The sequence below is a fragment of the Deinococcus detaillensis genome (genome assembly GCF_007280555.1).
Taxonomy (GTDB): domain Bacteria; phylum Deinococcota; class Deinococci; order Deinococcales; family Deinococcaceae; genus Deinococcus; species Deinococcus detaillensis.
This window is the reverse complement of record NZ_VKDB01000006.1, coordinates 58,537-83,689: the sequence shown is the minus strand read 5'-3', so window position 1 is coordinate 83,689 and position 25,153 is coordinate 58,537. Positions and strand designations below refer to the sequence as shown.

Below are 25,153 nucleotides of genomic sequence, written 5' to 3'. Positions count from 1 at the left end.
TGAAACACACCGGACCGCTTCCGCTCATAGCGTAATTTCCTTGACCGATCTGCCACGAAATGCTATACTGAGGAGTAACAAGAAGCGTGTCCTGTCGCAAGAAATCACAGGCGCGTTCGACCCCGGCCAAGCTACGCCCACAACATAAAGGAGTTTCATGACCTCATCTGATTTGCCCGAAGTGGCGCTGTCTCCCGAACAAGTTCAAGAGCCTGAGCAGTTTCAGGAGCAACCCTTCCAAGAATATGACGCCAGCCAGATCAGCGTCCTCAAAGGCTTAGAAGCGGTTCGCAAACGCCCCGGCATGTACGTGCAGGGCGGCACCGGCGTTGACGGCTACCACCAGCTGATGACCGAGATCATCGACAACGCCATTGACGAGGGCCTAGCGGGCTTTGCCGACGAAGTGCATATCATCATGCACGCAGGCGGCGCGGCCACCGTCACCGACAACGGGCGCGGTATTCCGGTGGACATCATGAAGTCCGAGGGCCGCAGCGCCATCGAAGTGATTTTCACCGAGCTGCACGCGGGCGGCAAGTTTGGCCAGGGTGCTTACAAGGTGTCGGGCGGCCTCCACGGCGTCGGCAGCAGCGTGGTCAACGCCCTGAGTACCTACCTCGACGTGACCGTCAATAAGCACGGCCAGCTCCACCACATCCGCTTTGAAAAGGGCGATGTGGTCACGCCGCTGGAAGTGCTGGGCGACACTCCAGCCGACGTGCGCTGGGCCACCAAAGTCAGCTTCTTGCCGGACGCCGAGGTGTTCAACGAGTTCGACAACAGCTTCAACTACGACCGCATCCGGGGTCGTCTGCGGGAGCTGGCCTACCTGACCGGCCTCAAGATCGTGCTGCGCGACGAGCGTATCGAGCTGCACGGCGACGAGATCAAGGAAGAAACCTTCCATGAGAAGGGCGGCATCGCCAACTTCGCCCGCGCTCTGGTGATTGACGACACCAAGCTGCTGTACGACCAGCCGATCGTGATGCGCGGCAGGCACAGCGGCGTGGACGTGGAAGTGGCGTTCATTCACGCCAACACCTACTCCAGCGACAACATCTTGACCTACGCCAACATGATCCGCACCCGCGACGGCGGCACGCCGCTGACCGGCTTCAAAACCGCTTACACCCGCATCCTGAACAAGTACGCCCGCGACAAGAACATGATCAAGGCCGGAAACCCCATCCCCGGCGGAGACGACCTCTTGGAAGGCATCTACTGCGTGGTGTCTGTGAAGGTAGAAGAGCCGCAGTTCGAGTCGCAGGCCAAAGTCAAGCTGCTCAACAGCGAGGCGCAGACCGCCGTCAACGCGGTGGTGGGCGACAAGTTCGCCGAGTTCTTGGAAGAGAACCCCAAAATCGGCAAAACCATCGTCGAGAAGGCCGCCGAAGCCGCCCGCGCCCGTGAAGCGGCCCGCAAGGCCCGCGACATCATCCGCCGCAGCAACCCGCTGGAAAACGATGACCTGCCAGGCAAGCTGGCCGATTGCTCCTCGCAGGATCCTGCCGAGAGCGAGCTGTTTATCGTGGAAGGCAACTCGGCAGGCGGCAGCGCCAAGGGCGGACGCGAACGCCGCTTCCAGGCGATTTTGCCTCTACGCGGCAAGATCCTCAATGTCGAGAAAGCCGAACTCAACAAGATCCTCAAGAACGCTGAAATCCGCTCGCTGATCGGCGCGATTGGCGCGGGCGTGGAGGGAACGGGCGACAACGTCCACTTCGACCTCTCCAACTTGCGGTATCACAAAGTCATTATCATGACCGACGCCGACATGGACGGCGGACACATCACCACGCTGCTGTTGACCTTTTTCTTCCGGTATATGCGCCCTATCGTGGAGCAAGGCCACCTTTACATTGCTCAGCCGCCACTTTACCGCATCGTGGTGGGCCGTCAGACCAGCGGCAACAAAGGCACTTACCTGTACGCCGAAGACGAGTTGAAAAAGCATGTGGCCGCTGCCAACAAAGAAGGCAAGAAGTACGAGATTCAGCGCTTTAAGGGCCTAGGCGAGATGAACGCCGACCAACTTTGGGACACCACCATGAATCCTGAAGGCCGGGTACTCAAGCGCGTCAGCATCGAAGATTTGATTATTGCCAACGAAGTCTTTGAAGCTTTGATGGGAACGGACGTGGGGCCTCGCAAGGAATTTATCCGCGAAAATGCCCGCTTCGCTGAGATTAGTATCTGAGCTGAACTGACATGACTAAAGCGCCGCTCCTATGAAAGGAGCGGCGCTTTTCTTCTCTAAAATTCGCTTGTTGCAGCCTGCCTCAGTTGGGCGGCAGCAGTACAGTATCAATCACGTGAATCACGCCGTTGGTGGCCGAAATATCGGTTGCAGTAACGGTGGCGTCATTGACCATCACGGTGCTGCCATTGACCATGATATTCAGCGGAGAGCCTTGCAAGCTCTTGGCGCTTGTCATGGTGACCACGTCCGCCGCCATGACTCTTCCCGACACGAGATGGTAGAGCAGCACGGCCTTGAGTTTGGCCGGGTCGTTCAGCAGCGCTTTGAGCTGATCGGCTGGAACCTTGGCAAAGGCCGCGTTGGTCGGCGCAAACACTGTGAAGGGGCCGTAGCCGTTCAGCGTATCCACCAAACCAGCTGCTTTTACGGCTGCCAGCAGGGTGCTGAAATCAGGATTGCTCACTACGATTCCAGCGATGCTGTTGTTGGGTAAGGTGGGGGTCTCACCAGCAGCAAACGCAGAGGGAGCGAGAACCAAGGCTGTCGTCAAAAGCAGGGTTTTCTTAAGCATAACCGGCTCCTTTTAAGGCACAGAGTGAGCTTTGGCCCTCGGATCTGTACTTTTTGAAAAGTATACAGAACGATGCCAATTTAGGCTTTTTAGTGCCCATTTTCTCTGACCTGCTGCCAGCTTAAGGAACCGTTCAGCCCTAGTCGGTATGAGGCCATACAATGAGATTGCCACTCCATAGAGCTAAAGACACTGTTAGTTGACCATACATGAGTGCGGCAGGCTGGAGAATTTTACCGCACCCTGCACCGCCGTAGTCGAGAAATGTTTGGGGCAGTAAGAGAAAGCTTGCCCAGCCAATCTGAGCAGATTTAAGTAAAGAACCGTTACTGTAAAAAAGGATAATACTTTTACTTTATTTCTGTTCAATACCCTCAGCAAGGCAAGTTAAAAACATTTTCGGATCATCTAAATGGAGTTTGACTGCCGACACTTGGCGCTCAGTGCCGTAAATCCCCAGCAAGGTGAGCGGGCGGCGGAAGGTCAGGCGCACATTCGGCGGGTTGTCTATTGCCAAATTGAAGGCTTCGGTGTCTTGAGCGGTGAGCAAGCTCGCTTCCAGCATCTCCGAGCGCGGCACACTCAGCGTCCAGTGTAGGCCGGAGCGCAGGTAGAGCCGCCGCTGGCTGATGGTTACGGGCCGCAGCGCCAAAGCCCGCCCATAAGCGAGCAGCCACACTGCGACCATAATGTTCAGATTTGTCCATAGCCAAGCCGCAGTCAAATTCCAGTGTGAGAGCAGCAGATGAGACAGCCAGCCTTCCACCAAATTCAGAAACAGCAACATGCCGAGCATTCCGCCGGTTGTCGCATCTTTACGGGTGCCAAACTGCCGCCCAGCGGCAAAGCGGGGCCGCCGGACGAGGTGGCTCAGCAGCGTCATTTCAAACACGACCATCCTGAACAAGCGGGGCCGCAAGCTGAGGCGCTCCCACCACAGGTAGGCCCGCTCTAAGTCGTCACGCTCGGCAAAGTCGGCAGGCAGCGGCTGACGCCAGCCCATATAAGCTTGCCAACCCGCCAGCCCCAGCCCACCCAGTTCAAGCCACAACAGATGCCGCAGCGCTGGAAAAGCCAGGACGCAAAGGGCCACACCCTGAGCGGCGACCATCATGAGTTGCTTGGGGCGACGCGAGGCTTTGGGCGTCAGCCACCACACCAGCGCGGAGGCCGTGACGGTCGCGTCGAACAGAGCGGCGTAAGCCAGCGGAAATGGCGAATCGGGGAGGGGCAATGCCCTGTGCATCACCAGCACCAAAACGATCACACCCACTGGAAAGAGGCGAGACACGCGGGTATGCAGCGGAGCGGTCTGCCAGCGGGCGAGCATTCGTTCAGTTTAGCGCTGGCCGTCCGCTGCAACTCTGCTCCAGCGCTGAAGCTCCAGCATCTGCTTGCCTCTTGGCTTAAGCTGAAGCCCGGCCCCAAGCTACTCTTCTGGAGAATGTCATGACCACCAAAACCCTGCCCGTCGCTCCCGGCCTTCCCTTCCTCGGCAGCCTGATCCCGATGGTGCGCGACACCGAAACCTTTCTGGCCCACCAGTACCGCCGTCTGGGGCCATGTTACCGGGTCAAGATTCTGGGTCAGTCGCTGATCGTGGTGGGCGGCCCCACCGCCGCCGAGACAATGGCCAACAATACCGGCGAGGTGGATGCTTGGGACACTTGGGAAGGCATGATCCGCGAATTTGGTGGCAGGCAAGTCCTGACCATGCTGGAGGGGGCCGACCACCTCAAGTACCGGGCGGCAGCCAGAAACGGCTTTGCCAAGAGCCGGCTGCTGGAGCAACTCCCACTGATTATGAATCTGACCCGTCAGGCGCTCGACCAGACTCGGGTCAGCGGCCACCTCAAGGTCGTTCCCTTCGCGCAGCGGCTGGTGGCCGACTGCATCGGCACCCTGACGCTAGGACGCCGTCCTGGCCCCCATCTAAATGATTTCATCACCTACTGGCACGCCCAACTGGCGGTGCATATTGTCGGCTCAGCCCGGCCCTCGTCCCTGCGCCGCCCAGTTTATCTGAAGGCCCAACAGAGCGCCCGCGCCATCGCGCAAGACATTCTCGATCAAGCGGATACGCCGGAGGGTTTGCCCGCTCTGTCATCGACCTACGTCGCCGATCTGCGCGGCCTGATGAACGAGCGTCCCGATCTGCTCAACCGCGACGAACTGCTGTTTATGATGCTGATCCCCTATATGGCCGGTCTGGACACGGTGGTCAGCGTTTTTTCGCTGTGCCTCTACGAGATGTACCGCCGACCCGAGGTCTTGGCACGGGTACAGGCCGAGGCGCGTCCGCTTGTCGAAGCTGGCCTGCCTGCCGCCCGACTGCGCGAACTGAAGGTGCTGCACGCGGTGGTGCTGGAAGTGATGCGGCTCCATCCCATCGCCAACAATCTGCCGCGCACCGCCAAACAGGATTTCGAGATTCAGGGCTTCCCCATCAAGAAAGGCGAGAAACTGCTGATGGCCCTCTTCGCCGCCCAGCGCAACCCGGAACTCTTTGCCGAGCCAGACCGCTTCGACATCGACCGCTTTCTGGAACCGCGCCACGAGCACAAACAAAAAGGAGCCTTCCAGCCTTACGGTGCTGGAGCGCACACCTGTTTGGGGGCGGGCATGGCCGAGGCGCTGCTGGCAACCATGCTGGCAACCACGGTCACGCATGGCCGCTTCGAGCTGTTCCCTGAAGACTTTAAAATGAAGCCGTTTCACTCGGCCAACCTGTCGCCCGACGCCCGATTGACCTTGAGACGGCTTGAGTGAAAATGAGCTGAAGGGGAAACACTTTCAGTGTCTAACATTATTACGTCCTACTACGAAATTTACAGAACCGATGGGCAACATATCAGACAGAAAGATCGAGGCCGAATTTACCGTGGAATGATTAAAGCTTACGATCAATTTGCGTCCTACTGGGTTCGCATCTATGTCGAATATGACTCAAAGAAGCGCTGCATAAGAATCCAGCATGGCTGTGGAAAGAGCTATGCAGACCGCGAGCTTCTAATCGAGAGCGAATGGTTCAGCTCTCATTTTTTCCTCTGGTCGCGCTGGGCAGACGAAGGTTCTTTGCGTGATGGTCTCCGAATCGAATCCTTTGGCGGCCTGACAAAAGATATTGCCCAAGTGCTGGAGATCAAAGGGGAAAGACTTGGAAGCGCCCAATATAGTTTTGATGGCCTCCTTCTCGGCGGAACTGTTCATCACTTCAACCAGATCGTTCAATCAAGGAATCTACTCGGCACTCGCCATTTCCTTGCTGTAGCTGGAACGTATGAAGGGTTGACAAACCGGAGCATGATCGATATGACACCAGAGTTTAACGGCCCCAGTCTCGGTTACGAATCCAAGTACCGACCCAGACGTTTTGTTCCGGAATACTTGGACTTGCAGCGGATCAACTGGCATGCCTTGGCAGACGTTTTGCCATCTCAGTTCGCCGACTTCTTCGTGGTGGAGCCGGATCTTGAATTTGTCGCCCTGTGCTGGCAGAAGCGCGTCGTCTACCTCAGCTCACGCCGTGGCTTCTTTGACAAGAATGACTCCTTCCCAGCCACCGGCCTCTCGGCTGCAGGCTGGGCCAATCTGACCAATCCAGCTTATCTGGCCTTCAGCGCTTGGCACGCCGAACAAGTGCTGTGGGCTGATCAAACCCTGTAGCAATGGGCGTCCAACTGGTGAGCTTGCGTCACATGAATGGCCGCTCACTTCCCCGGCTCACCGTACCTCTCCACCCATACGCTTACCCCCCCTGACGGTGTAGAATATGACGTTTACCCAGAAGCGGCCCCTTCACTTCTGCCCTCAACATATATTCTTAGCAAGCATGCGGCGACCCGGCAAGGTGCGGGAAAGCCGCTTCAAAAGGAAGGTTCCCGTTTTGCAAAACCTGATTGTGCGCGGCGCAAGAGAACATAACCTCAAAAATGTCACCGTTGAACTGCCCCGCGATAAGTTCATCGTGATTACCGGCGTCTCAGGCAGCGGCAAAAGCACGCTGGCCTTCGACACCATCTACGCCGAAGGGCAGCGCCGTTATGTTGAGTCGCTCTCAGCTTACGCCCGCCAATTTCTGGGGCTGATGGAAAAGCCGGACGTGGAGAGCATCGAGGGCCTTTCACCGGCCATCTCGATTGATCAGAAGACCACCTCACACAACCCGCGCAGCACGGTGGGCACCGTCACCGAGATTCACGATTACCTGCGCCTGCTTTATGCCCGCGTCGGCACGCCGTATTGCCCGGTCTGCGGGCGCAAAATTGAGCGCCAGAGTCCCAGCGAGATCACCGATAAGCTGATGCTGGGCTTCACCGATCAGCGGGCCATTTTGCTGGCTCCATTGGTGCGCGGGCGCAAGGGCGAGTACCGCAAACTGTTCGCCGATGTCCGCCGCGAAGGCTACGCCCGCGTGCGCGTTGACGGGGTGCTCTACGAACTCGACGAGGCCGAGAAACTCAAGCTCGAAAAGTTCGAGAAGCACGATGTGGACGTGGTGATCGACCGCCTGACCGTACGCGAAGCAGACCGGAGCCGACTGGCCGAAAGCGTGGAACTGGGGCTGAGACGCGGCGAAGGGCTGTTGCGCGTCCTGTTTCCCGATTCCGGCGAGGAAGAACTGTATTCCGAGAAGTTTGCCTGCCCCGAACACGGCAGCGTACTGGAAGAGTTGGAACCCCGCTCGTTTAGCTTCAACAACCCCTACGGCGCTTGCCCCGACTGCGCCGGACTCGGTAGCAAGCGCGAGTTCTCGCCAGACTTAGTGATCGACGACAAACTCAGCATCGCCGAAGGCGCGATTTTGCCGTGGAGCAAGAAGGGCACCGGCGGCGGCGTGTATTACTGGGACAAGCTCAAAGCCTTGTCTGAGCATCTCGGCTTTGAACTCAAGACCCCCTGGCGCGACCTTCCCAAATCGGCCCAGGACGCCGTGCTGCAAGGCCCCGGCGAACCCTTTGAGGTGGTCTACCGGCGCGGCGGCAAGGAAACCATGCGCTTCATGACCGAGTTTGAGGGCGTGCTGGTCAACTTGGATCGCCGTTACTCCGAAACAGAGTCCGAATTCATGCGCGAAAAGCTCGAAGAGATGATGGAGCTGCAACCCTGCCCGACCTGCGGCGGCACCCGCTACAAGCCAGAAATTCTGGCGGTGCGCGTCGGCGGCCTCAACATCTCGCAGGCCAGCGGGATGAGCGTGCTCGACGCCGATCAGTTTTTCAAAGAGTTGCAAGCGGGCGAGGTCAACCACGACGTCATCGCGCCCTACCTCGGCCAGCACGACGGCGGCGCGGCCAAGGTTGCCCGTCCCCGCCACTACGAGTACGGCCTCAACGCCTTCGGCACGGCGGTGGCCGCTCCCGTCTTGCGGGCCATTCGCACCCGCCTGACCTTTTTGGTGGATGTGGGACTGGATTACCTGAGCCTCGACAGAACCGCCAACACCTTGTCGGGCGGCGAGGCGCAGCGCATTCGGCTGGCCACTCAGGTCGGAAGCGGCCTGACCGGCGTACTGTACGTGCTCGACGAACCCAGCATCGGGCTTCATCCCAAAGACAATGGACGGCTGATCGAAACCCTCAAGCGGCTGCGCGACCTCGGCAACACCCTTCTGGTCGTCGAACACGACGAGGACACCATGATGGCCTCCGACTACGTGGTGGACATGGGGCCGGGCGCGGGCGTCCACGGCGGCGAGGTGGTGGCGGTGGGTACGCCCGAAGAAATCAAAGCCAATCCCGACAGCCTCACCGGCAAATACCTGCGCGGCGAACTCAAGATTGAAGTGCCGACCAAGCGGCGGCGCGGCAACGGCAAGCGCCTTAAAGTGATCGGCGCACGCGAACATAATCTCCAGAACGTGACGCTGGACGTGCCGCTGGGCACCATGACGGTGGTGACGGGGCCGAGCGGTTCGGGCAAAAGCACCCTGATTCACGATATCCTGCACGCCACCCTGGCGCGTGACCTGAACGGAGCCAAAACCACCCCCGGCAAGGCCGACGCCATCACCGGCATCGATTACCTCGATAAAGTCATCGAGATCGACCAGAGTCCGATTGGCCGCACCCCGCGCAGCAACCCGGCCACCTACACTGGCGTGTTTACTGAAGTCCGTGATTTGTTTACCCGCACTCCCGAAGCCCGCAGGCGCGGCTACCTGGCCGGAAGGTTCTCGTTCAACGTCAAGGGTGGGCGCTGCGAACACTGCAAGGGCGACGGCGTGATGAAGATCGAGATGAACTTCCTGCCGGACATTTACGTGCCCTGCGAGGTCTGCAAGGGCGCAAGGTACAACCGTGAAACGCTGGAAGTCAAATACAACAGCAAGACCATCGCCGACGTGCTGGACATGACCGTGGAAGACGCCTACAGCTTCTTCGAGGCGATTCCCAACATCGAGCGCAAGATGCAGCTTCTGTGCGACGTGGGGCTGGGCTATATGAAAATCGGCCAGCCGTCCACCACCTTGTCGGGCGGCGAGGCGCAGCGCATCAAGCTGGCGTCCGAACTCAGCAAGCGGGCCACCGGCAAGACCATTTACATTCTCGACGAGCCCACCACCGGCCTGCACTTCGAGGACGTCCGCAAGCTGATGGAAGTGCTGGAGCGCCTCGTGGAAGGCGGCAATACCCTCATCGTGATCGAGCATAATCTGGACGTGATGAAGTGTGCCGATTGGATCGTGGATCTGGGGCCGGAAGGCGGCGTGCGCGGCGGTCAAATTGTCGCTACGGGTACGCCGGAGCAAGTCGCCGCGCACCCGACGAGCTACACCGGCGAGTTTTTGCGGAAGGTGCCGGGCATTGTACTGAGCAAGGCGATCAGTGCCGGAGCAACTAGCAAAGCCGAACCGATGGTGGACGTGGTCCCCGAACCGCTCAGCGAAAGCGAGCGCCCTGGCCTCGATCCGGCAGGCCTCGTGGACGCGGGCGAGTTAGAGGCGTTGGGGGCCGTCAAGAAAAAACCTTCCAAAGCCAAGCCCAAAGCCGCTTCCAAAAAGAGCAAGAAAGCTGCCAGCAGTCTGGCCGACGAGTTGGCCGAAGGCGAAGCCCTGACCGACCCACTGGACAGCAGTTTGATTGACGACGACCTCCTTGATGATGAAGATGCCGAACTGCTCGTCTCGGCCCGCCAGAGGACGGCATGAGCGCGGCCACGCGGCTTGAGCGTACCAATCCCCTGACCCGCCACCGGCAGTTCGTGGCAGTGATGTGGGTGCTGGGTTTGCTCAGCCTCGGCGCACTGGCTTACGTGATGACCCTACCGCTCGACTGGCAGACCAAACTGGTCGCCTGGATCGTGCTGACCCTGATTGCCGACGAAGCGGGCAACTGGTTCGGCTACAGCGCCGTTGTGCTGGGCATTTTACCGCTGGGAGCCATTTCGCTGGCCTTCTGGCCGTTTTTGCCGGTGGCCAGCGTGCCGGAGCAGTGGTGGACCATCTTCCCGCTGATCGCCACTGCGCTGCTGGCCTGCCTGGTCATCAAACACGCCGGGGGGCCGTTCCTCCTGCCGTTCGCAGCGGCGCTGTTTGCCCTGCCGATTCTGGCCGCTGCCAAACTCGCGCCCTCGGTGGACGCCACCATCAAGTTTCCCTCCAATCCCGAATTTCAAAAACTGGCGTTTATCGCCGCAGGCATCGGCCTTACCGTCAGCTTGGTGCGGCAAGTGGTGGCCGCCCTGCTGCGGCGCAGGTCGGAGCGGTTGACCGGGTAAAGGGTGTAAAGGAGAGGCCCAGCCACGCGTCACGGCTGGGCCTTTTCGTTTTGCTTTCCACTTGCCCTACACTGCATCCTGAATGCGCCTGCGCCCGGTTCTCCTCAGCACCCAAAGCCTGACCCAGTTTCTGCTGCTGCCTCTTCTGGGGCCGCTGCTGCTGCTGCTGGCCGTCACGGGGGCGGTGATTTGGGGGATTGACCGCAACGCGCTGCAAGTTCAGCAGCTCAACGCCGCGCAGGTGCGGCTCAATCTGATCAACTTACTGGCCCGCGACATCATCGATATGGAAACCGGCATTCGCGGCTACGTCATCATGGGCGACACGCAGTATCTGGAGCCTTACCGGAGAGGCAGCGCCAGCGTGAAAATCCGCTTGAAGCAACTCCAAACACTCAGCGTCAGTAATCAGCAGCGGCTCAACCTCAGCCGCGTCAGCACTTTGGTGGAGCGCTGGACTACGCGGGTGGCCGAGCCGGAAATTTTGGTGCGGCCCAGCTCGGCGGCGCAGGCGGCAGCGCTGATCGGAAAAGCAGACGGGAAGGAGCTGATTGACACGGTGCGGGACGTGCTGGCGATGCTGGAACGTAACGAGATGCTGAGGCGCGAAGCGGCGGCCAGCAGCAGTTTGATGACCCTGCGCCTGACCCGCAGCGTCACCATCACCGGTCTGCTCAGCGCCCTGCTGCTGGTTTTTTTTGCGGCCCAGCGCTCGGCCCGCACCCTGACGCGGGGTCTGAAAACCCTCAACACCGGAGCCGAGCGCATCGCTCAGGGCCACTACGGCGAAATGCTGCTGGACGTGCCAGTGCGGGAAGTCCAGGCGCTGCGCGGCCAGTTTTACCGGATGGCCGACGCCGTGGAGCAGCGCGAGGAAGGCCTCAAGGCAGCCCAGAGCGTGCTGGAGCGCACCAACCGCGACCTTGAGCGCAGCAACCGCGAGCTGGAGCAGTTCGCCTACGTCGCCAGCCACGACCTGCAAGAACCGCTGCGAACCATCGGCAGCTACACCGAACTGCTGGCCAAACGCTACAGCGGCCAACTCGATCAGCGGGCCGATCAGTACATCGCTTTTACGCTGAGCGCCACCCACCGCCTCAAAGGGCTGATTCAGGATTTGCTGCTGTATTCGAGGGTACGCCAGCACGCCAAGGCCACCGAGTTGTTCGAAGTTCAGCCGCTCGTCGCCAGTATCGTCAAGGATTTTCAGCATCTGATCGAGCGCACCGACGCCAGCATCGAAGTCGGCACTTTGCCGCAGGCTTGGGGCAATCCCGAACTGCTGCGCCACGTCTTTCAGAACTTGATCGGCAACGCCCTCAAATTTCACGATCCGGCGCGGCCCCCGCGTGTGCAAGTTTATGCCGAAGCGCTGCCCGACGCGTGGAAGTTTTCGGTGGCCGACAACGGCATCGGCATCGATCCAGCTTACTTTGAGCGCATCTTCGGGGTGTTTCAGCGGCTGCACGGCATCGGGGTGTTCGAGGGCAGCGGCATCGGGCTGGCCGTGGTCAAAAATGTGGTGGAGCGGCACGGCGGACAGCTCAGCATCGACAGCACCTTGGAACGGGGCAGCACCTTTTCGTTTACATTACCGTATCAGCACCGCGCTCCGGCGGCTGTGAGCCCACCCCTGACCGAACCCAAGCCGCTTACACCAACGCTCAGCACGTCTCCACTCCCTTTTTCCCCGAAGGACATTCATGAGAACCATTGAAATTTTACTGGTCGAAGACAATCCCGCCGACGTGATGCTGACTGAAGAAGCGTTTGAAGAAGCCCGCATCGCCAACCGGTTGCATGTGGCCCGTGACGGCGTGGAAGCGCTGGAATTTTTGCGCCAGCAGGGCAATTACCAAACCGCCCCGATGCCGGACGTGATCTTGCTGGACGTGAACATGCCGCGCATGAACGGCCTTGAACTGCTGGCGGTTCTGAAGGCCGACCCCGAACTGCGCCGCATTCCCACCATCATGCTGACCACCTCGCGGGCCGAGGCCGACGTGTGGCGCAGTTACGATCTGCACGTCAACGCTTACATTCCCAAGCCGGTCAGCGTGGGCGAATTTTTTGAAGTGGTCAGGACGTTTGAAACCTTCTGGCTGGCGATCGTGGCGCTGCCGCCGCACAACTCACCTTAGAGCAGAAGTGGGGAAGCCGACTCAGCAGCCCTGTAAAGTCAGCTATGCCCAATCCTTTTCTCAGCGCCGATGGAGCCGCCCGCTACGCCGCCGGACGGCCTGACGTTCAACCTCTGGTGTTGGAACGGCTCAAGCCCTTTTTGACAGGAACGGCGCTCGGCGTGGACGTGGCCTGCGGCAGCGGACAGTGCAGTGTGGCGCTGGCCGACTTGGTGATTGAGGTGCGGGCTTACGACATCTCGCCGGAGATGCTTTCACGCGCCCGCCCGCATCCCCGCGTGACTTACGCCCTCTCCCCCGCTGAAGCGCTGCCGCTGCCAGATCACTGCGCCGACGCGATGACGGTCTTCATGGCTTTCCACTGGTTTGAGCGAGGCGCTTTCTTGCGTGAGGCGCGGCGACTCCTCAAGCTGGACGGGGTGCTGGCGATCTGCAACAGTTGGTTTGCAGGCGAGTTGGTGGGCAAAGCAGAATTTTCGGATGTGTGGCAGACGTATTTGAAGCGGTATCCCAGCGCCGAGCGTGACCGCCGCCCATTTGACGAACCAGAGGCAAGACAGGCAGGGTTTTCGCTGCACAGTGAGCATTTTACCCACCTTGTGGAGCTGAAACGGGAACAATTGATCGCCTATTTTTTGACCCAGAGTAACACCATCGCCGTCACCGACGCGGGCCGCGAAACTGTGGAGCAGGTGCAGGTGTGGCTCAATGAAAAACTCGCCCCTCTGATGCCTGAAGGCGAGGTGGGCGAGTTCGTCTTTGGAGCTGAGATCAAAGTCCTGACGCGGCTGGATTGACTCAGCCCGAACCGGTTTACCCCGGCGCGGGCATCCTGACTTGGGGCCGCACCACCAACACCACCCCCAGCAGCACCACCAGCACTCCGCCGCTCAAGATGTAAGGCGCGTGGTGGCTGACACTCTGATACAGCCCCGTGCCGATCAGCGGCCCCGTCATGCGGCCCAGCGCCAGCGCCGAGGAGTTGAGGCCCGCGATCTGGCCCTGCTGATTTTCATTCACGCTCAGCGAGAGCGCCGCCGAGAGGCTGGGGCCGAGAATGGCGCTGCCGATACCGATCAGGGCCAGCGAACCGGCCATCGTCCAAAACGCGCCCGCCGCGCTGAGGGCAAACATGCCCGCGCCCATCACCACCAGGCCCGCCGGAATCAGCATGGTCGGCGAGAGTTTTTTGCTGAGGGGCCGAATCGCGCCGCCCTGCACCGCCGCCGAGATCAGGCCGAAGAGGGCCAGCATTCCGCCGACGACCTGAGGCGTTTGGGCCACCGTCAGCTTCAGATTGTCCTGCACATAAAAGCTGATGGTCTGCTCCATGCCCACCGAGGCCAGCGTGAACAGAGCGCTGATCACCAAGAACACCACGACGGGGCCCTGCGCCAACGCCCAGCGGTTGCCGGAAGCGGGCGCAGCAGTATTGGGGACGCGGGTTTCACGCAGAGTCAAGCGGGCCAGCACAGCGGTGACGAGGCCGAGTCCGGCGCTGAAATATACTGGCACGGTCAAACCGAAGTTGGCCAGCAGACCGCCGAGGCCGGGGCCAAAGATGACGCCCAGGCCAAACGCAGCCCCGATCAATCCCATCGCGGCGGCGCGGTTGCCTCTGTCGGTCAAATCGGCCATCATCGCCTGCGCGGTGGGCAGGGTGGCACTCGACAAGATGCCGCCGAGAAAGCGGGCACCGACCAGCAGGACGAATAAAAGTGTACCGGTGATGACGCCGCGCAGACCCAGATCAGCGACGATAGCAAACAGCCCGAAGCTCAGTGAGAAGCCGATCAGGCCCATCACCAGCACGGGTTTGCGGCCTATCCGCTCGGAGCGGGCACCCCAGATTGGGCTGAAGACAAATTGCATCAAGCTGTAGGCGGTGGAAAACCAGCCGGTTTGCGATTCGCTCAGACCCAGTTGCCGTGAAAGCGGCCCGAAAATTGGAAACAGGACAGACAAGCCCAACATCGCTACGAAGATCGTCAGAAACAAAATCAGTTTGGCGCGGCCCACACTGAAAGCGGGGGCGTCCGGCGCACCTTGGGAAGCGGTCATAGACTTGAGTTTACTCCTTTTTGCTGACCGAACGGTAGGTCAAATGGCGATTGAGAGGGAGCGGTGGGTGGTCAGTAAAGTGGGGGAGAAGAAGCGAATCAAGGCGCTGTCTGAGCGTGGCCCCGGTATTCCAGGTGCGTGAAAACGTCGACTTGAGAACGCTCGGCGCTACTACTCTAGGGAAGCTGAATACCCCGAACCTCGGCGGCGTAACCTTTGGCGTTGCCCTGCGGTTGGTGGCCCAGCACTTATCAGCCGTCCGGCTTCAGCCAGCTTTGGGTGTTGGCGCTGATGCCCGCTACTGTCAAAGAGCTGGTATCCGGTGCGGCGAAGGCGTGTGCGTGCCACAGCGTCACGCCGCGAGAACCAAGCGACGAGATGGCGGGCTTCGAGCGGCTGCGGCAACAACAAGCAGATGCGAACCGCCACGGACTCCAAAATGCCATGCGCCGGACGCCCGCTCGGTGCGCGGCGCGAATCCGCTCGTCAGTGTCCTCGTCAGGAATACCGCCCAGATGAATCACGGCGTTTACCTCGTCCATCACTTGGCTGAGGTCGGCGAGCATACCTTCTTCACCGCACTGTACTTCTTCGCTACACGCTGCCACCGCCATCTCAGCCATGTCGGTCAGGCGCAGCACCTCGTCATGGCCGCGCCGCCCCTGCCGGAGTGTGGTGCCAATTTGGCCCGCCGCGCCAGCCAAAAGCCAGCGGGGCGCTTGAGTCTCGGCTCTACCAGTCATCTTGCTCAGCCTAATCCTTTCGGGACGGACGTTCGTCCATCGGAGGCGGGCCTTTTCGACTTCCACTCGACTTGAGCGGGCCACTTCAAAAATGTGCATTTTTTAACGTCATGATGTAAGCGGCCTCGGCAAGCCCGTGAAACAATCAAATAGGTTCAACGTCTCTCCAGATGGCCTTGTGGTTCGGCTTCCGAGTCACCACTCCCTAATTTTCTCTAGCACGCTTTTTTGGAGGCAGCCGCACCACTGCTGTCTTCCAGCTTAAGCCCCCCGCTTTCCTTTTGGAGGAAAAATGGATCTCCTTGAATTTTTACGCAGCCACCTCGGCGCTTCGACTGCCCGGCAACTCGCCGCCCACGCCGGCCTCACCCCAGTGCAAGCCGAGACTGCCCTGAACGCTCTCTGGCCGCTGCAACTCGACGCCCTGAGTACCCACACACAGCTTCCGGCGGGCGGACAGCAACTGCTCGACCTGGCCACCAGCGTGCCCGGCGGGGCCATCGATACCTTGCTGGAGCGCCCCGGCAGCTTGGATGACCTCGAAAAAGTAGGTGTTTCGGCAGCTCCCGTTTTGCTGGGCAGCAACGCAGACACCATCAACGGGCAAATCGCTGGCAACTTGAATGTACCCAGCGGCGCGGTGACGCGCCTGAGTCACCTCAGCTTGCCGCTGCTGCTCAAGCTGCTGCTCGAGCACGCCCGCAGCAATTCACTGGGCGCGGCGGGCTTGGGAGCGCTGCTGCTGTCTGTGCGGCCTCAGCTCGGCGCACTCCTTCCAGTGGGCCTCGCCGCGCTGATCGGCGGTTTCAACACGGTGAAGCCTGCTCAAGCGGCCCAGCCCACTGCGGCCCCCAGCGAGGAACGGCGGCGCGGCGCGGGTTGGCTGTGGGCGATTCCACTGGCCGCCTTGTTGCTGGCAGGCGGCTACTTTTTGGCCAACCAGAACCGCAAGACGAGCATGGAAACGGGCGCATCCACAGGCACCGACATGGCAGCGACCAACGCCTTTAACGTGACTGAGCCACAGGCCAATGCTGCTTTGCCCGCCGCCAGCTTTAGCATGCGCGGCGTGGGCAAGGCCGGTCAAACGGTGAGCATCAAAGAAGCGGGCCGCGAAATCGGCACCGCTGCGGTGGGCCAAGACGGCAAGTGGAGCGCCGAGATCACTGCGCCCACCAGCGGCGAACACACCTACGAAGTCAGCAGCGGAAGTGACACCGCTCAACTCCGTATCAAGGCGGGCGCGGCAAACGGGGCAGCAGCGGAGAGCAGCGCTGCGGCCACTCCGGCAGCCAACGATCAAACGCAGACAGGAACAGCCCAAACGGATACGGCGGCCAGTGTCAGTACCGATGCGGCGACTTCACCCACTCTACCCACCATCAATGCGCCGAGCGGCAAGGTAGCGGGCGCGTTTGATCTGACCGGCAGCGGCGCGGCGGGCCAAACCGTCACGGTTCTCGAGGACGGCGCAAACATCGGAGCAGCCACGGTGGGCAGTGACGGCACTTGGACGCTGAACGTGCCTTCGCCCGCAGCAGGCCAGCACAAGTACCAGGTAAGCAGCGAAGGCGGTCAGGCCACCACAGACGTCACCGTCGGCGCGGCCACGGGCGACGCTGCGGCCTGCACTCAGGCGTTCACTCTGTCTCTCACCGACGGCCAGAATGTCTCCTCGCCGTTCCGGTTCGGCGGGCAAGGCTCCGGCGCGGGCTACACGGTGGCCGTCAAACGCGGCGAGCGGGTGGTGGGCAACAAAGCCTTGCCCGTCAGCGGCTCGTGCGGCTGGAGCTACAGCAGCAATCCCGGCAAAGGCGAAATCACTTATGTGGTGCGCTCCGGTAAAGACTTGACCAGCACTCCGATCAGCACCATCACCTTGAACGTGCAGTAACGCCGAAAACGTTCAAAAGCGGGGGAGGAGCGCGAAATTGCTCCTCCCCCACTTTTCTGGTCTCCCGCTGATTGAGCAGCTCTGCGCTTTACGGCAGCTTGACTTCAAAGACCAGCGGCCAGCGCTTGCCGGTCAGGAGCAAAGTGCCCTTGGCAGCGTTGTGGGCAATGCCGTTGGGCACGTCGTCAAAGCCGAGTTCTCGGCCATTTTTCGCGGCGGCGGCCTGCGCTTCACGGGCCAGATTGCTGACATCGATCCAAGCAGTGACTTTGCCGCTCAGCGGGTCGATGCGGGCAATTTTGTTGCTGAGCCAGATATTGGCATAGACAAAGCCGTCCAGATATTCCAGTTCATTGAGCTTGTCGATGCCTGCTCCCGCCGCCGTGACCCTGAGCTTTTTGGTCACGGCAAAGCTCAGTGGGTCACGCCAGTAGAGGGTATCTGAGCCGTCACTCATGATCAGCGATTTGCCGTCATTGGTCAGTCCCCAGCCCTCGCCCCGGTAGCGCAACTGGCCGAGGCTTCTGAGATTCTGCGCGTTGTAGAGGTACACCAAGCCGTCTTGCCAAGTCAGTTGATACGCCACTTCACCCAGCACCGTCAGCCCTTCGGAAAAGACTTTGCTGCTCGGCGGCACTCGGCTTTGCAGCACCTCGCCGTTCTGCAAATTGGTGCGGCGAATGCTGCTCTGGCCCACCAAACCGGTGCTTTCAAAGAGGGTACTGCCCACCAATTCAAAGCCCTCGGTAAACGCATTGGGATCGTGTGGAAAACGGGAAATGACCTTGGGAATCAACATAGGAATGCTGTAACTGGTGGCGGGGCTGGAAGGAGCAGAACTGGGAAGAACAGGCTTGGGGACCGTTGAAGTAGACGCAGGTTGAGACAGCGAGACTTTGATCAGGGGGGCGCTGGGCTGGCTGCGAACCAGCGTGGCCGCTTGGGCGGGCAGACAAAGCAGCACGCCCAAAACCACGCCGGAAAGTGTCAGAGACGGGCGAGGATTCCACAACGACGAAATGGGCAAAAGCTTGAGCAGCGGGCGGCGCGTCATGCGTTTAGCATACGGGTATGCCGGTTAGTAAACGTCCGCCTTTTGGCTCATTCCCTTTGAGAATAAGCGGGTGAAGCTTCATCAATACTTGCTACGCAGCCGTGCGATGCTCAGCCCGCTTTAGGCCGGATGCAGCCCCGCGAAGCCCAGCCCGGCCCGCTCGTCCCAGCCGCGTGCGATGTTGAGCGACTGGATGGCGTGGCCCGCCGTGCCCTTGACCAAGTTGTCAATCGCTGACATCAGCACCACCCGACCCGTGTCCACGTCGAGTTCAAAGCCGATGTCGCAAAAGTTGGTGCCGTCGAGCAACTTGGGATCGGGGTAGCGGTGAATGCCTTTTTGCATCTTGACGATGCGGATAAACGGCTCCTCGGCGTAGATCTCACGGTAAGCGCCCCACACGTCGCGCTCGGAGTAGCCGTCGGGCAGCCACGTTTGGATGGTGGTCAGAATGCCGCGCACGCGGGGCGTGCTGATGGCGGTCAGGTGCAGGGGAAACCTGCCAGGCAACTCCTGAATCGCCTCGGCGGTGTGGCGGTGGCCGACCGGCTTATAGACCCGCAAACTGCCCTCGCGTTCAGGGTGGTGCGAGGCGTCGCTGCTGCTCGCGCCCGCCGCGCTCGAGCCGACCAGCCCAGTGGCGATAATGTCTTTGGGCAACACCGTGCCGAGCTTGAGCAGCGGGTAGAGGCCCAAAATCACTGAGGTGGCAAAGCAGCCCGCACAGGCGATGCGGGTGGCTCCCCTCAAGTCCCCTCGGTGGAGTTCGGGATTGCCGTAGACCCACTCGCTCAGCTTTTGGGGCGCAGGGTGGGCTTCGCCGTAGTATTGGGCATACAGTTCGGGGTCTTTGATCCGGAAATCCGCCGACAGATCAATGATGACTTGGCCCAGCGCTTCAAAGGTCTCGATCTGCTTGGCCGCCGAGTTGTGCGGCAGGGCCAGCACGATCACGTCGGCGGCCTCTAGGTCGGCCAGTTTGCGGAATTTGAGGTTGGTCAGCGAGCGCAAATTGGGATGCACCAACGGCACCGGCATTCCGGCGTTGCGCTCAGACGTGACCTGCGTGACCTTGAGGTGAGGATGCGACAAGGCGAGGCGCAAAAACTCGCCGCCCGCGTAGCCGGAGCCGCCGACGATGGCGACCGAAAGTTGTTCCGTGGCAGGCAATCCAGAAGCAGCAGGTGAAGTCATGGGCAGTAGTAAAGCACATCGCCGCTATGCAGATGGTAAGTGAAGTGTCTTAAAAGTTGCCGAATGAAAATATTTCACGGAGTTCCAGGGATTGGTCGGCGGCGTGGGTGATCGCCCCGACGTCTATTGAACAGTTTCGAGTTGAAACAGATGCCCTACCGATGTCCAAATCTCAGCCCCCACCGCCCCTCCCATGCTGCTCACCTGAGCGTCATACAGCCCCAAAAGCACGTGCTAGACTTGCGCCCGTGTGCCGGAAAAAAGCGCCTCTCCAAACCGAAAAGGTTGGCCGAGTACCATCAAAAAAAGCCGCTCCAGCAAGAAACTGGCGCGGCTTAGGGTGGTGCACCCGATAGGACTTGAACCTATGACCTTTGGCTTCGGAGGCCAACACTCTATCCAACTGAGCTACGGGTGCGGAAGTGGCTCTAAGCCGCCGAGAAGCAGCAAAGCTCAAGTAACTTAGCATGACCACAAGGAGGAATCAAGTGAACAAAAAGGTACTCACCAGCGTCCTGCTGGGGTTTTTGGCCGTCTTGTTGGTGGTGGGGCTGGTTTATCAGTTTACCCCCAACGTCGGCAGTTTGTTTGGCAAGCAGTCGAGCGGCACGCCTGCCATCACCGTGAACGGCCAGACCGTAACGGTGGAAGAAATTCAGGCGCTTCAACGCAGCAACCCGGTGCTGAGCGCCACCACCGAAGGCATTTTGGGCGAAGACCTCAAGACGGTGGCGGTGGAAAGCCGAATCGAGAACGCGCTGCTCAAGGCCGCCAGCAGCGGCGAGAACATCAGCCGCGCCGATGTCAATGAGCAAGTAGACAAAGTCCGCAAGGGCAACAATCTCACCGACAACAAAGCTTGGGTGGATCGCCTCGCCCAAATCGGCTTTACCGACGCCTCCTACCGTGAGGAAGTGCAATCGGGACTGGCGATTCAGAAAAAGCAAAAATCAATTGCGGACGCGGCTCCCAAGGCCACTGAAGCCCAGCTCAAGCAGTTTTACAGCCTCAACAAAGATCAACTCCAAGACGAGGCCCGCATCATCGGGCGCGAAATCGTGGTGGCCGACAAAGCCAAAGCTACTGCTCTGCTGGCCCAACTCAAGGGCGGCTCGGATTTTGCGACTTTGGCCCGCGAAAACAGCACCGAGTTCAAAGACCGTGGCGGCGCACTCGGCCCCGTGACAGGCGGCAAGCCCGCAGCAGTGACTCAAGTGGCTCTGCCACCGGAAGTCAGCGCGGCGGCTTTTGCCCTGACCGGCGGCGGCCTGACCGACGTGATTTCCTCGGGCGGCAAGTTTTATATCGTCAAGGTGGAGCAGTTCGTGCCTGCCGCCGCCAAGTCCTACGAGAGCGTCAAAAAGCAGATCACCGATCAGGTCAACCAGCTCCTTCAGACCGCCGCCGCCGAAAAGTGGTTTGACGGCCTACGCAAAACCGCCAAGATCGATTACGTGCTGCCCGCGTGGAAGATCAACAACCCCACCGTTGCGACTGTGGGCGGCCAAGACATCCCCTATTCGGATGTGCTGAGCGGCGTCGTCGGCAACCAGCAGTTCGCTTCGCTGCTGCAACAAGTCCCTGCCGATCAAGCCGGCAGCATGGTCAACCAGTTTCTCAAGCCCGGTATTGCCGAGCAGCTCATTGAGCAGTACGCCGCGCCGACCATCGTGGCCGACAAGAAACTGGACTTGGTGGGCAGCCGCGCCAATCTGGCTCAGCAACTGGCCCTCTACGGCTCCAAAGACGCCTCGGTTACTGACCAAGACGTGATCAAGGACTACCAACAAAACGTCGCCAAGTACACCACCAAGGCCAGCGCCACGCTCAGCGAAGCGGTGTTTACTGACCGCGCCAAAGCGCTGGCCTTCCGCCAGAGTTTTGACGGCAAGAACTTTGTGCAGGCTGCCAGCAAAGCCGGAGGCACCGTCTCGGAGCGCGGCAGCGTCACGGCAGGCGACGCGGCGCTCAGTCCCGCTTTGTCCAAAGCCGTGTTCGACACCTCCAGCTTGCGCCCCGCCGGTGAAGGCAGCGTCAGCGACGTGATCGAGAACGGCAAGACTTACAGCGTGGCCTACGTCACCGATCTGGTGCGGGCCAATGTCAAGCCGCTCAAAGAAGTGGACGCGGTGATTCGCTCGCAACTGCTGGCCCAGAAGCGGGCCGAAGCGGGGCAAGCGTATATCAAAGCCCAGATGAAAGACATCAAGGTGGATAACAAGCTCAGCGCCGTGCTGGCCGCCCAGGAAAAACGGATCGCGGCGGCTGCACCTAAGCCTGCCACACCCGCCACACCGCCTGTCACGACAACACCTGTGACCACGCCGCCCGCCGCGAGCGGTACTGAGCCGGCCAAGACGCCTGCGACCACGACCCCCGCTCCTGACTCCACCAGCACGCCCACCAAGCCCTAAACCCACTCAACCAAAAAACCGTGAGGAGCCAAGACTTGAGGCTCCTCACGGTTTTTTGCTGGCGCAAATGAAAAGCGCTAAGCCCGAACCTCCACTCCTTTCCAAAACGCCACATGGTCTTTGATTTGTTTGGCGGCGTCTTTGGGCTGAGGGTAATACCAAGCGGCGTCAGGGTTGCTCTTGCCATCCACTGACAAGCCGTAGTAGCTGGCCGTGCCTTTCCACGGGCAAACGCTGTGGGTTTCGCTAGGCGTCAAAAAGTCTGCCTTGACGCTGCTGAGTGGGAAATACTGGTTGCCTTCTACCACTACCGTGTCATCACTCTCGGCGATGACTTGACCGTTCCAAATGGCTTTCATGCTTTCACTCTAAAAGCTACTGGGCGCTGAATGTGTTGGGAAACTGACGTTCAGCGCCTGCTCTTTATGGTTTGGCGGGGCGCTCCACCACGTCTGGAAATTCTTTGGCGGGCATAAAAGGCAGCAGTTTGGCGAGATTCAACTTGAAGCTGAGCGCTAATCTGCTGCCGAGCTGCAAACGATAAACGCCTTTGGCGTAGGAGTTCAGGCCCAATTGATCGCCCACACGCAGGCGCTCTAAATCACTCAGGGCCACCCACGCCCCACGGGTCTCTCCACTGCCCAGCATTCGCACCGGCAACGTGCTGCTGTCTGGGCCGAGCTGCACAGTGACGCTGCGCGGCGTTTGGACTTGGATTTGAGCGCCGAGCGCTCCCACGACTTCCGGCAGCGGCAACACGATTTGACCTTGGTCGGCGCGTGCTTTGGCTCCAGCGGAAAGAGCAAGCGCGGCAGGATCAGCGGTAAGTACTAGCGGCTTCGGAGCCGGAGCAGGCACTACCGGGGCCGGGGCAGCAGGCGGAGCGGCCACCACAGGCTTGGCAGCGGGCGGAGCGGTGGGGACGGGTGAGGTTGGTTTTGAAGCCACTGGAGCGGGAGAGGGCTGCGGCTTGGCTGTGATTGGTGAAGGGGCAATTGGCGGGGCTGCGGTTGACGGGGCAGCGGGCTTCGAGGCTGGCTGCGGCGCGACTGGCGGCTTGGGCGCAGGCTGCTGATTCACAGGCTGTTGGGCAATCAGCGCTTGCTGGGCGATCAGGGCCAGCGCTTTTTGAGCGGCGGGACGCTTGAGGGCCGTCAGCGCGGCGGCCTCAGTGCTGCTTGGAGGGCGGCCATAGCCAGCCGCCACGCTGCGGTAGTACGTCCACGGGCCGTCCGCGAGGGGCGGCTGATTGGCGATGGCATCGAGCTTGCCGCTGGCCGTGGAAAAATACAGCATCCCCGCCGAGCTGACATTCACGCTGGTGTCGATCCGCTCGCCGGTTTTGAGTGTCCATAGCGCTTTGCCACCCTCACCGATGGAGTGCAAGGTGCCGCCCATATCGCCGACCACCACCGCGCCGCCCACCAACTCGGCGGCTGGGGCCGCGACGGCCGCGCCCGCCGGATACACCCAGACGTCTTGTCCGGCGTCGCTCAGAGCGTAAACATTACCGTCGTAACTGCCCACCACCACCAAGCCTTTTGAAGTAATGATCGGGCTGGCATTGACAAACGAAGCGGTGGCCCGCGTCCAGCGCAACTCGCCGCCGGGGGTCAAGCTGTAGATTTTCTTGTCGCCAGAGCCGAAATAGAGGTTGCCTGCCGCGTCCAGAGCGGGGCTGCCAAATACGGTGCTGCCGGTGCGGAAGCGCCATTTGAGCTGTCCATCTGCAGTCAGCGCCACCACCTGATTGCCCTGCGTGCCGAAGTAAATGCTGCCGTCTGAGGCGACGATAGGACTGCTGTAGATGGGAGAGCCGACTTTGTATTTCCAAAGCTGTCCGCCCTGGCTGTTCAGGGCATAAACCGTGCCGCCACTGCTGGCCACCACGATGCTGCCGTCGGACCTCAGCGCGGGTGAGGCATACAAATCACCGTCAAAACGCACATTCCAGAGCTTCTTGCCGCTGGCATCGATGGCGTACAGGTTATCGTCGTAGGCCACCGCCAGCGTGACGCCGGAAGGAGTAATGACCGGCGCGGCGCGGCCAATGTCGCCTAAAGCGAAGGCCCATTTTTCTTGTCCAGTGCTGTCTAAGCGGCGCAACTTGGCGTCCGAGCCGATCAGCACGACGTCGCCGTTGTCGGCCACACTCAGGGCACCGAGGGCCTTGATGTTTTTTGACCAGGTGATGGGAGGGGCTGCGCCCACGGTAGGCGTTTGAGCAAAGGCCACCGAGAAAGAAGCGCACAGCAGCGGAAAAAACAGTGAACGTCGGGTAAATGAAGCGAGCGGCAAAATGGATTCTCCTTTACATTCTCTTAAAGCAAGGCTCAAGAGCGGGTTAAGTCGTAGACGTCCTGCACATTAGCGTCTTAAGATACATGTTGATATGAAAAAGATTCTCATTTTGACAGCGTTTGCTCTGGCAGGATTGGCCAGCGCACAAGACACCGCTCCAGCTGATCCGGCCATGTCGGATTCGATGACCATGACGGCCAGCGACCACTTCAACCGCGCCAGCGAACTCGCGGTGCAGGCTGACGTGGCTTATCCCGCCGCCTTTTATGACCGCACCCTTTGGAAAGGGGCGGTGGATCAGGCTTACATCGCCTCCACCATGAGCACTGACCGTGCTTACGGAGCTTACTTGGCGCAGCTTTACACCAAGACCCAGTGGTGGATCAACGCCTACAACGCTTGGTCGAACCTCAACGACCTGAGCGACACCGAAAAGCAGTGGGCCTCGCTCAGCGCCGCCAAACTGGCTTACATCGCCCTGCAACGCGGCGACAAGGAAACGGCCATGACCTACGTGCAGGCCGGAATGGACTGGGCCGACTCACAAAGCCTGCAAGACATCATGAAGCGCTTGCAGTAAGTCCCCAGTAAAGCCGAAGCCCGTGGAGATTCATCTACGGGCTTTTGCTTTTTCGTTTTTGTCTGCCCGATAGTACTTCCTCCTCAGCCAGCACTCGCTCGATCCGCTGGTCGGGAATAACACACTTTCGCAGCATTCAGGCGCTCCAAGTTCCAACGCCATAATGGTAATAATGCTCGCCAGCACACCATCCGAAAACGCTTCCAATCTGGTTTTGCCCATGAAGAATCGATTTGCTCCTGTTTAGCTTCTTTGCAGCGACCAAAAAAACAGCCAGC

General features: G+C 60.2%; 20 protein-coding genes and 1 tRNA gene. 11 read left to right on the top strand and 10 right to left on the bottom strand.

Features of this window, described 5'->3' with window-relative positions:
* Positions 1 to 157: 157 nt before the first annotated feature.
* Positions 158 to 2,200 carry a DNA topoisomerase subunit B gene (locus FNU79_RS08015; RefSeq protein WP_143720349.1) on the top strand — a complete coding sequence of 681 codons (2,043 nt, stop codon included), beginning with the start codon at positions 158 to 160 and terminating at the stop codon, positions 2,198 to 2,200.
* An 82-nt stretch (positions 2,201 to 2,282) separates the two neighbouring features.
* Here the strand turns inward: FNU79_RS08015 and FNU79_RS08010 are convergent, their stop codons facing one another.
* Together FNU79_RS08010 and FNU79_RS08005 are read right to left on the bottom strand one after the other, a co-directional pair.
* Entirely contained in the window at positions 2,283 to 2,774 is a 492-nt protein-coding gene (locus FNU79_RS08010; protein WP_143720348.1) for a fasciclin domain-containing protein, read from the bottom strand.
* Positions 2,775 to 3,129: 355 nt separating this feature from the next.
* Complete coding sequence (locus FNU79_RS08005; protein ID WP_225429953.1) at positions 3,130 to 4,104, bottom strand: hypothetical protein; 975 nt, start codon at positions 4,102 to 4,104, stop codon at positions 3,130 to 3,132.
* A gap of 119 nt (positions 4,105 to 4,223) precedes the next feature.
* Here FNU79_RS08005 and FNU79_RS08000 point away from each other — a divergent pair, with 119 nt between their 5' ends.
* The 7 genes from FNU79_RS08000 (at position 4,224) to FNU79_RS07970 (ending at position 13,431) form a co-directional block, all read left to right on the top strand.
* Entirely contained in the window at positions 4,224 to 5,543 is a 1,320-nt protein-coding gene (locus FNU79_RS08000) for a cytochrome P450 (protein ID WP_143720347.1), read from the top strand.
* A gap of 27 nt (positions 5,544 to 5,570) precedes the next feature.
* Positions 5,571 to 6,440 (top strand): hypothetical protein, encoded by an 870-nt coding sequence (locus FNU79_RS07995; RefSeq protein WP_143720346.1) that lies wholly within the window; start codon positions 5,571 to 5,573, stop codon positions 6,438 to 6,440.
* 166 nt (positions 6,441 to 6,606) lie between these two features.
* The gene (gene uvrA, locus FNU79_RS07990) at positions 6,607 to 9,924 is read left to right on the top strand and encodes an excinuclease ABC subunit UvrA (protein WP_143720345.1); all 3,318 of its coding nucleotides are present in this window, start codon (positions 6,607 to 6,609) and stop codon (positions 9,922 to 9,924) included.
* Positions 9,921 to 10,493 carry a hypothetical protein gene (locus tag FNU79_RS07985; RefSeq protein WP_143720344.1) on the top strand — a complete coding sequence of 191 codons (573 nt, stop codon included), beginning with the start codon at positions 9,921 to 9,923 and terminating at the stop codon, positions 10,491 to 10,493. Before uvrA ends, FNU79_RS07985 begins: the two co-directional genes overlap by 4 nt.
* An 82-nt stretch (positions 10,494 to 10,575) precedes the next feature.
* A complete protein-coding gene (locus FNU79_RS07980; RefSeq protein WP_143720343.1) occupies positions 10,576 to 12,210 on the top strand; it encodes a sensor histidine kinase in 1,635 nt (544 codons plus the stop codon).
* Positions 12,197 to 12,634: a response regulator gene (locus FNU79_RS07975; RefSeq protein ID WP_124868271.1), complete on the top strand. Its 438-nt coding sequence runs from the start codon at positions 12,197 to 12,199 to the stop codon at positions 12,632 to 12,634. The genes FNU79_RS07980 and FNU79_RS07975 overlap by 14 nt, the downstream gene beginning before the upstream one ends.
* 44 nt (positions 12,635 to 12,678) lie before the next feature.
* Entirely contained in the window at positions 12,679 to 13,431 is a 753-nt protein-coding gene (locus FNU79_RS07970; protein WP_143720342.1) for a class I SAM-dependent methyltransferase, read from the top strand.
* A 16-nt stretch (positions 13,432 to 13,447) separates the two neighbouring features.
* On the opposite strand, the gene FNU79_RS07965 is transcribed toward FNU79_RS07970, so the two are convergent.
* On the bottom strand, positions 13,448 to 14,695 hold the full coding sequence (locus FNU79_RS07965) for an MFS transporter (protein WP_143720341.1): 1,248 nt from the start codon (positions 14,693 to 14,695) through the stop codon (positions 13,448 to 13,450).
* 251 nt (positions 14,696 to 14,946) lie between these two features.
* Complete coding sequence (locus FNU79_RS07960) at positions 14,947 to 15,438, bottom strand: NAD-dependent epimerase/dehydratase family protein (protein WP_185974647.1); 492 nt, start codon at positions 15,436 to 15,438, stop codon at positions 14,947 to 14,949.
* A 292-nt stretch (positions 15,439 to 15,730) separates the two neighbouring features.
* Here FNU79_RS07960 and FNU79_RS07955 point away from each other — a divergent pair, with 292 nt between their 5' ends.
* A complete protein-coding gene (locus FNU79_RS07955) occupies positions 15,731 to 17,332 on the top strand; it encodes a DUF937 domain-containing protein (protein WP_143720340.1) in 1,602 nt (533 codons plus the stop codon).
* Positions 17,333 to 17,420: 88 nt separating this feature from the next.
* Here FNU79_RS07955 and FNU79_RS07950 read toward each other — a convergent pair whose 3' ends face one another.
* The 3 genes from FNU79_RS07950 to FNU79_RS07940 form a co-directional block, all read right to left on the bottom strand.
* On the bottom strand, positions 17,421 to 18,386 hold the full coding sequence (locus tag FNU79_RS07950) for a glutaminyl-peptide cyclotransferase (RefSeq protein ID WP_143720339.1): 966 nt from the start codon (positions 18,384 to 18,386) through the stop codon (positions 17,421 to 17,423).
* A gap of 120 nt (positions 18,387 to 18,506) precedes the next feature.
* Positions 18,507 to 19,580 carry an N-acetyl-gamma-glutamyl-phosphate reductase gene (gene argC, locus FNU79_RS07945; protein WP_143720338.1) on the bottom strand — a complete coding sequence of 358 codons (1,074 nt, stop codon included), beginning with the start codon at positions 19,578 to 19,580 and terminating at the stop codon, positions 18,507 to 18,509.
* 341 nt (positions 19,581 to 19,921) lie between these two features.
* Positions 19,922 to 19,998 (bottom strand) — tRNA-Arg (locus tag FNU79_RS07940).
* Between the two features lie 70 nt (positions 19,999 to 20,068).
* Here FNU79_RS07940 and FNU79_RS07935 point away from each other — a divergent pair.
* Positions 20,069 to 21,994 (top strand): peptidyl-prolyl cis-trans isomerase, encoded by a 1,926-nt coding sequence (locus FNU79_RS07935; RefSeq protein WP_143720337.1) that lies wholly within the window; start codon positions 20,069 to 20,071, stop codon positions 21,992 to 21,994.
* A 77-nt stretch (positions 21,995 to 22,071) separates the two neighbouring features.
* Here FNU79_RS07935 and FNU79_RS07930 read toward each other — a convergent pair whose 3' ends face one another.
* Both FNU79_RS07930 and FNU79_RS07925 read right to left on the bottom strand, forming a co-directional pair.
* Positions 22,072 to 22,353 carry a DUF427 domain-containing protein gene (locus tag FNU79_RS07930; RefSeq protein ID WP_124868289.1) on the bottom strand — a complete coding sequence of 94 codons (282 nt, stop codon included), beginning with the start codon at positions 22,351 to 22,353 and terminating at the stop codon, positions 22,072 to 22,074.
* Positions 22,354 to 22,417: 64 nt separating this feature from the next.
* Positions 22,418 to 24,292, bottom strand: coding sequence for an outer membrane protein assembly factor BamB family protein (locus FNU79_RS07925; protein ID WP_185974646.1), 1,875 nt, complete (start codon positions 24,290 to 24,292; stop codon positions 22,418 to 22,420).
* 94 nt (positions 24,293 to 24,386) lie between these two features.
* Between FNU79_RS07925 and FNU79_RS07920 the strand changes: the two genes are divergently transcribed.
* Positions 24,387 to 24,875, top strand: a complete 489-nt coding sequence (locus FNU79_RS07920; protein ID WP_143720335.1) for a hypothetical protein — start codon at positions 24,387 to 24,389, stop codon at positions 24,873 to 24,875.
* Positions 24,876 to 24,905: 30 nt separating this feature from the next.
* On the opposite strand, the gene FNU79_RS19410 is transcribed toward FNU79_RS07920, so the two are convergent.
* On the bottom strand, positions 24,906 to 25,097 hold the full coding sequence (locus FNU79_RS19410) for a TMEM175 family protein (protein WP_225429952.1): 192 nt from the start codon (positions 25,095 to 25,097) through the stop codon (positions 24,906 to 24,908).
* Positions 25,098 to 25,153: the final 56 nt, after the last annotated feature.

What these genes read in the sequence shown, in the direction of transcription:
- FNU79_RS08015 (WP_143720349.1), top strand. Translation starts at nt 158, where the DNA reads ATGACCTCATCTGATTTGCCCGAAGTGGCGCTGTCTCCCGAACAAGTT.
- FNU79_RS08010 (WP_143720348.1), bottom strand. Translation starts at nt 2,774, where the DNA reads ATGCTTAAGAAAACCCTGCTTTTGACGACAGCCTTGGTTCTCGCTCCC.
- FNU79_RS08005 (WP_225429953.1), bottom strand. Translation starts at nt 4,104, where the DNA reads ATGCTCGCCCGCTGGCAGACCGCTCCGCTGCATACCCGCGTGTCTCGC.
- FNU79_RS08000 (WP_143720347.1), top strand. Translation starts at nt 4,224, where the DNA reads ATGACCACCAAAACCCTGCCCGTCGCTCCCGGCCTTCCCTTCCTCGGC.
- uvrA (WP_143720345.1), top strand. Translation starts at nt 6,607, where the DNA reads ATGCGGCGACCCGGCAAGGTGCGGGAAAGCCGCTTCAAAAGGAAGGTT.
- FNU79_RS07985 (WP_143720344.1), top strand. Translation starts at nt 9,921, where the DNA reads ATGAGCGCGGCCACGCGGCTTGAGCGTACCAATCCCCTGACCCGCCAC.
- FNU79_RS07980 (WP_143720343.1), top strand. Translation starts at nt 10,576, where the DNA reads ATGCGCCTGCGCCCGGTTCTCCTCAGCACCCAAAGCCTGACCCAGTTT.
- FNU79_RS07975 (WP_124868271.1), top strand. Translation starts at nt 12,197, where the DNA reads ATGAGAACCATTGAAATTTTACTGGTCGAAGACAATCCCGCCGACGTG.
- FNU79_RS07970 (WP_143720342.1), top strand. Translation starts at nt 12,679, where the DNA reads ATGCCCAATCCTTTTCTCAGCGCCGATGGAGCCGCCCGCTACGCCGCC.
- FNU79_RS07965 (WP_143720341.1), bottom strand. Translation starts at nt 14,695, where the DNA reads ATGACCGCTTCCCAAGGTGCGCCGGACGCCCCCGCTTTCAGTGTGGGC.
- FNU79_RS07960 (WP_185974647.1), bottom strand. Translation starts at nt 15,438, where the DNA reads ATGACTGGTAGAGCCGAGACTCAAGCGCCCCGCTGGCTTTTGGCTGGC.
- FNU79_RS07955 (WP_143720340.1), top strand. Translation starts at nt 15,731, where the DNA reads ATGGATCTCCTTGAATTTTTACGCAGCCACCTCGGCGCTTCGACTGCC.
- FNU79_RS07950 (WP_143720339.1), bottom strand. Translation starts at nt 18,386, where the DNA reads ATGACGCGCCGCCCGCTGCTCAAGCTTTTGCCCATTTCGTCGTTGTGG.
- argC (WP_143720338.1), bottom strand. Translation starts at nt 19,580, where the DNA reads ATGACTTCACCTGCTGCTTCTGGATTGCCTGCCACGGAACAACTTTCG.
- FNU79_RS07930 (WP_124868289.1), bottom strand. Translation starts at nt 22,353, where the DNA reads ATGAAAGCCATTTGGAACGGTCAAGTCATCGCCGAGAGTGATGACACG.
- FNU79_RS07920 (WP_143720335.1), top strand. Translation starts at nt 24,387, where the DNA reads ATGAAAAAGATTCTCATTTTGACAGCGTTTGCTCTGGCAGGATTGGCC.
- FNU79_RS19410 (WP_225429952.1), bottom strand. Translation starts at nt 25,097, where the DNA reads ATGGGCAAAACCAGATTGGAAGCGTTTTCGGATGGTGTGCTGGCGAGC.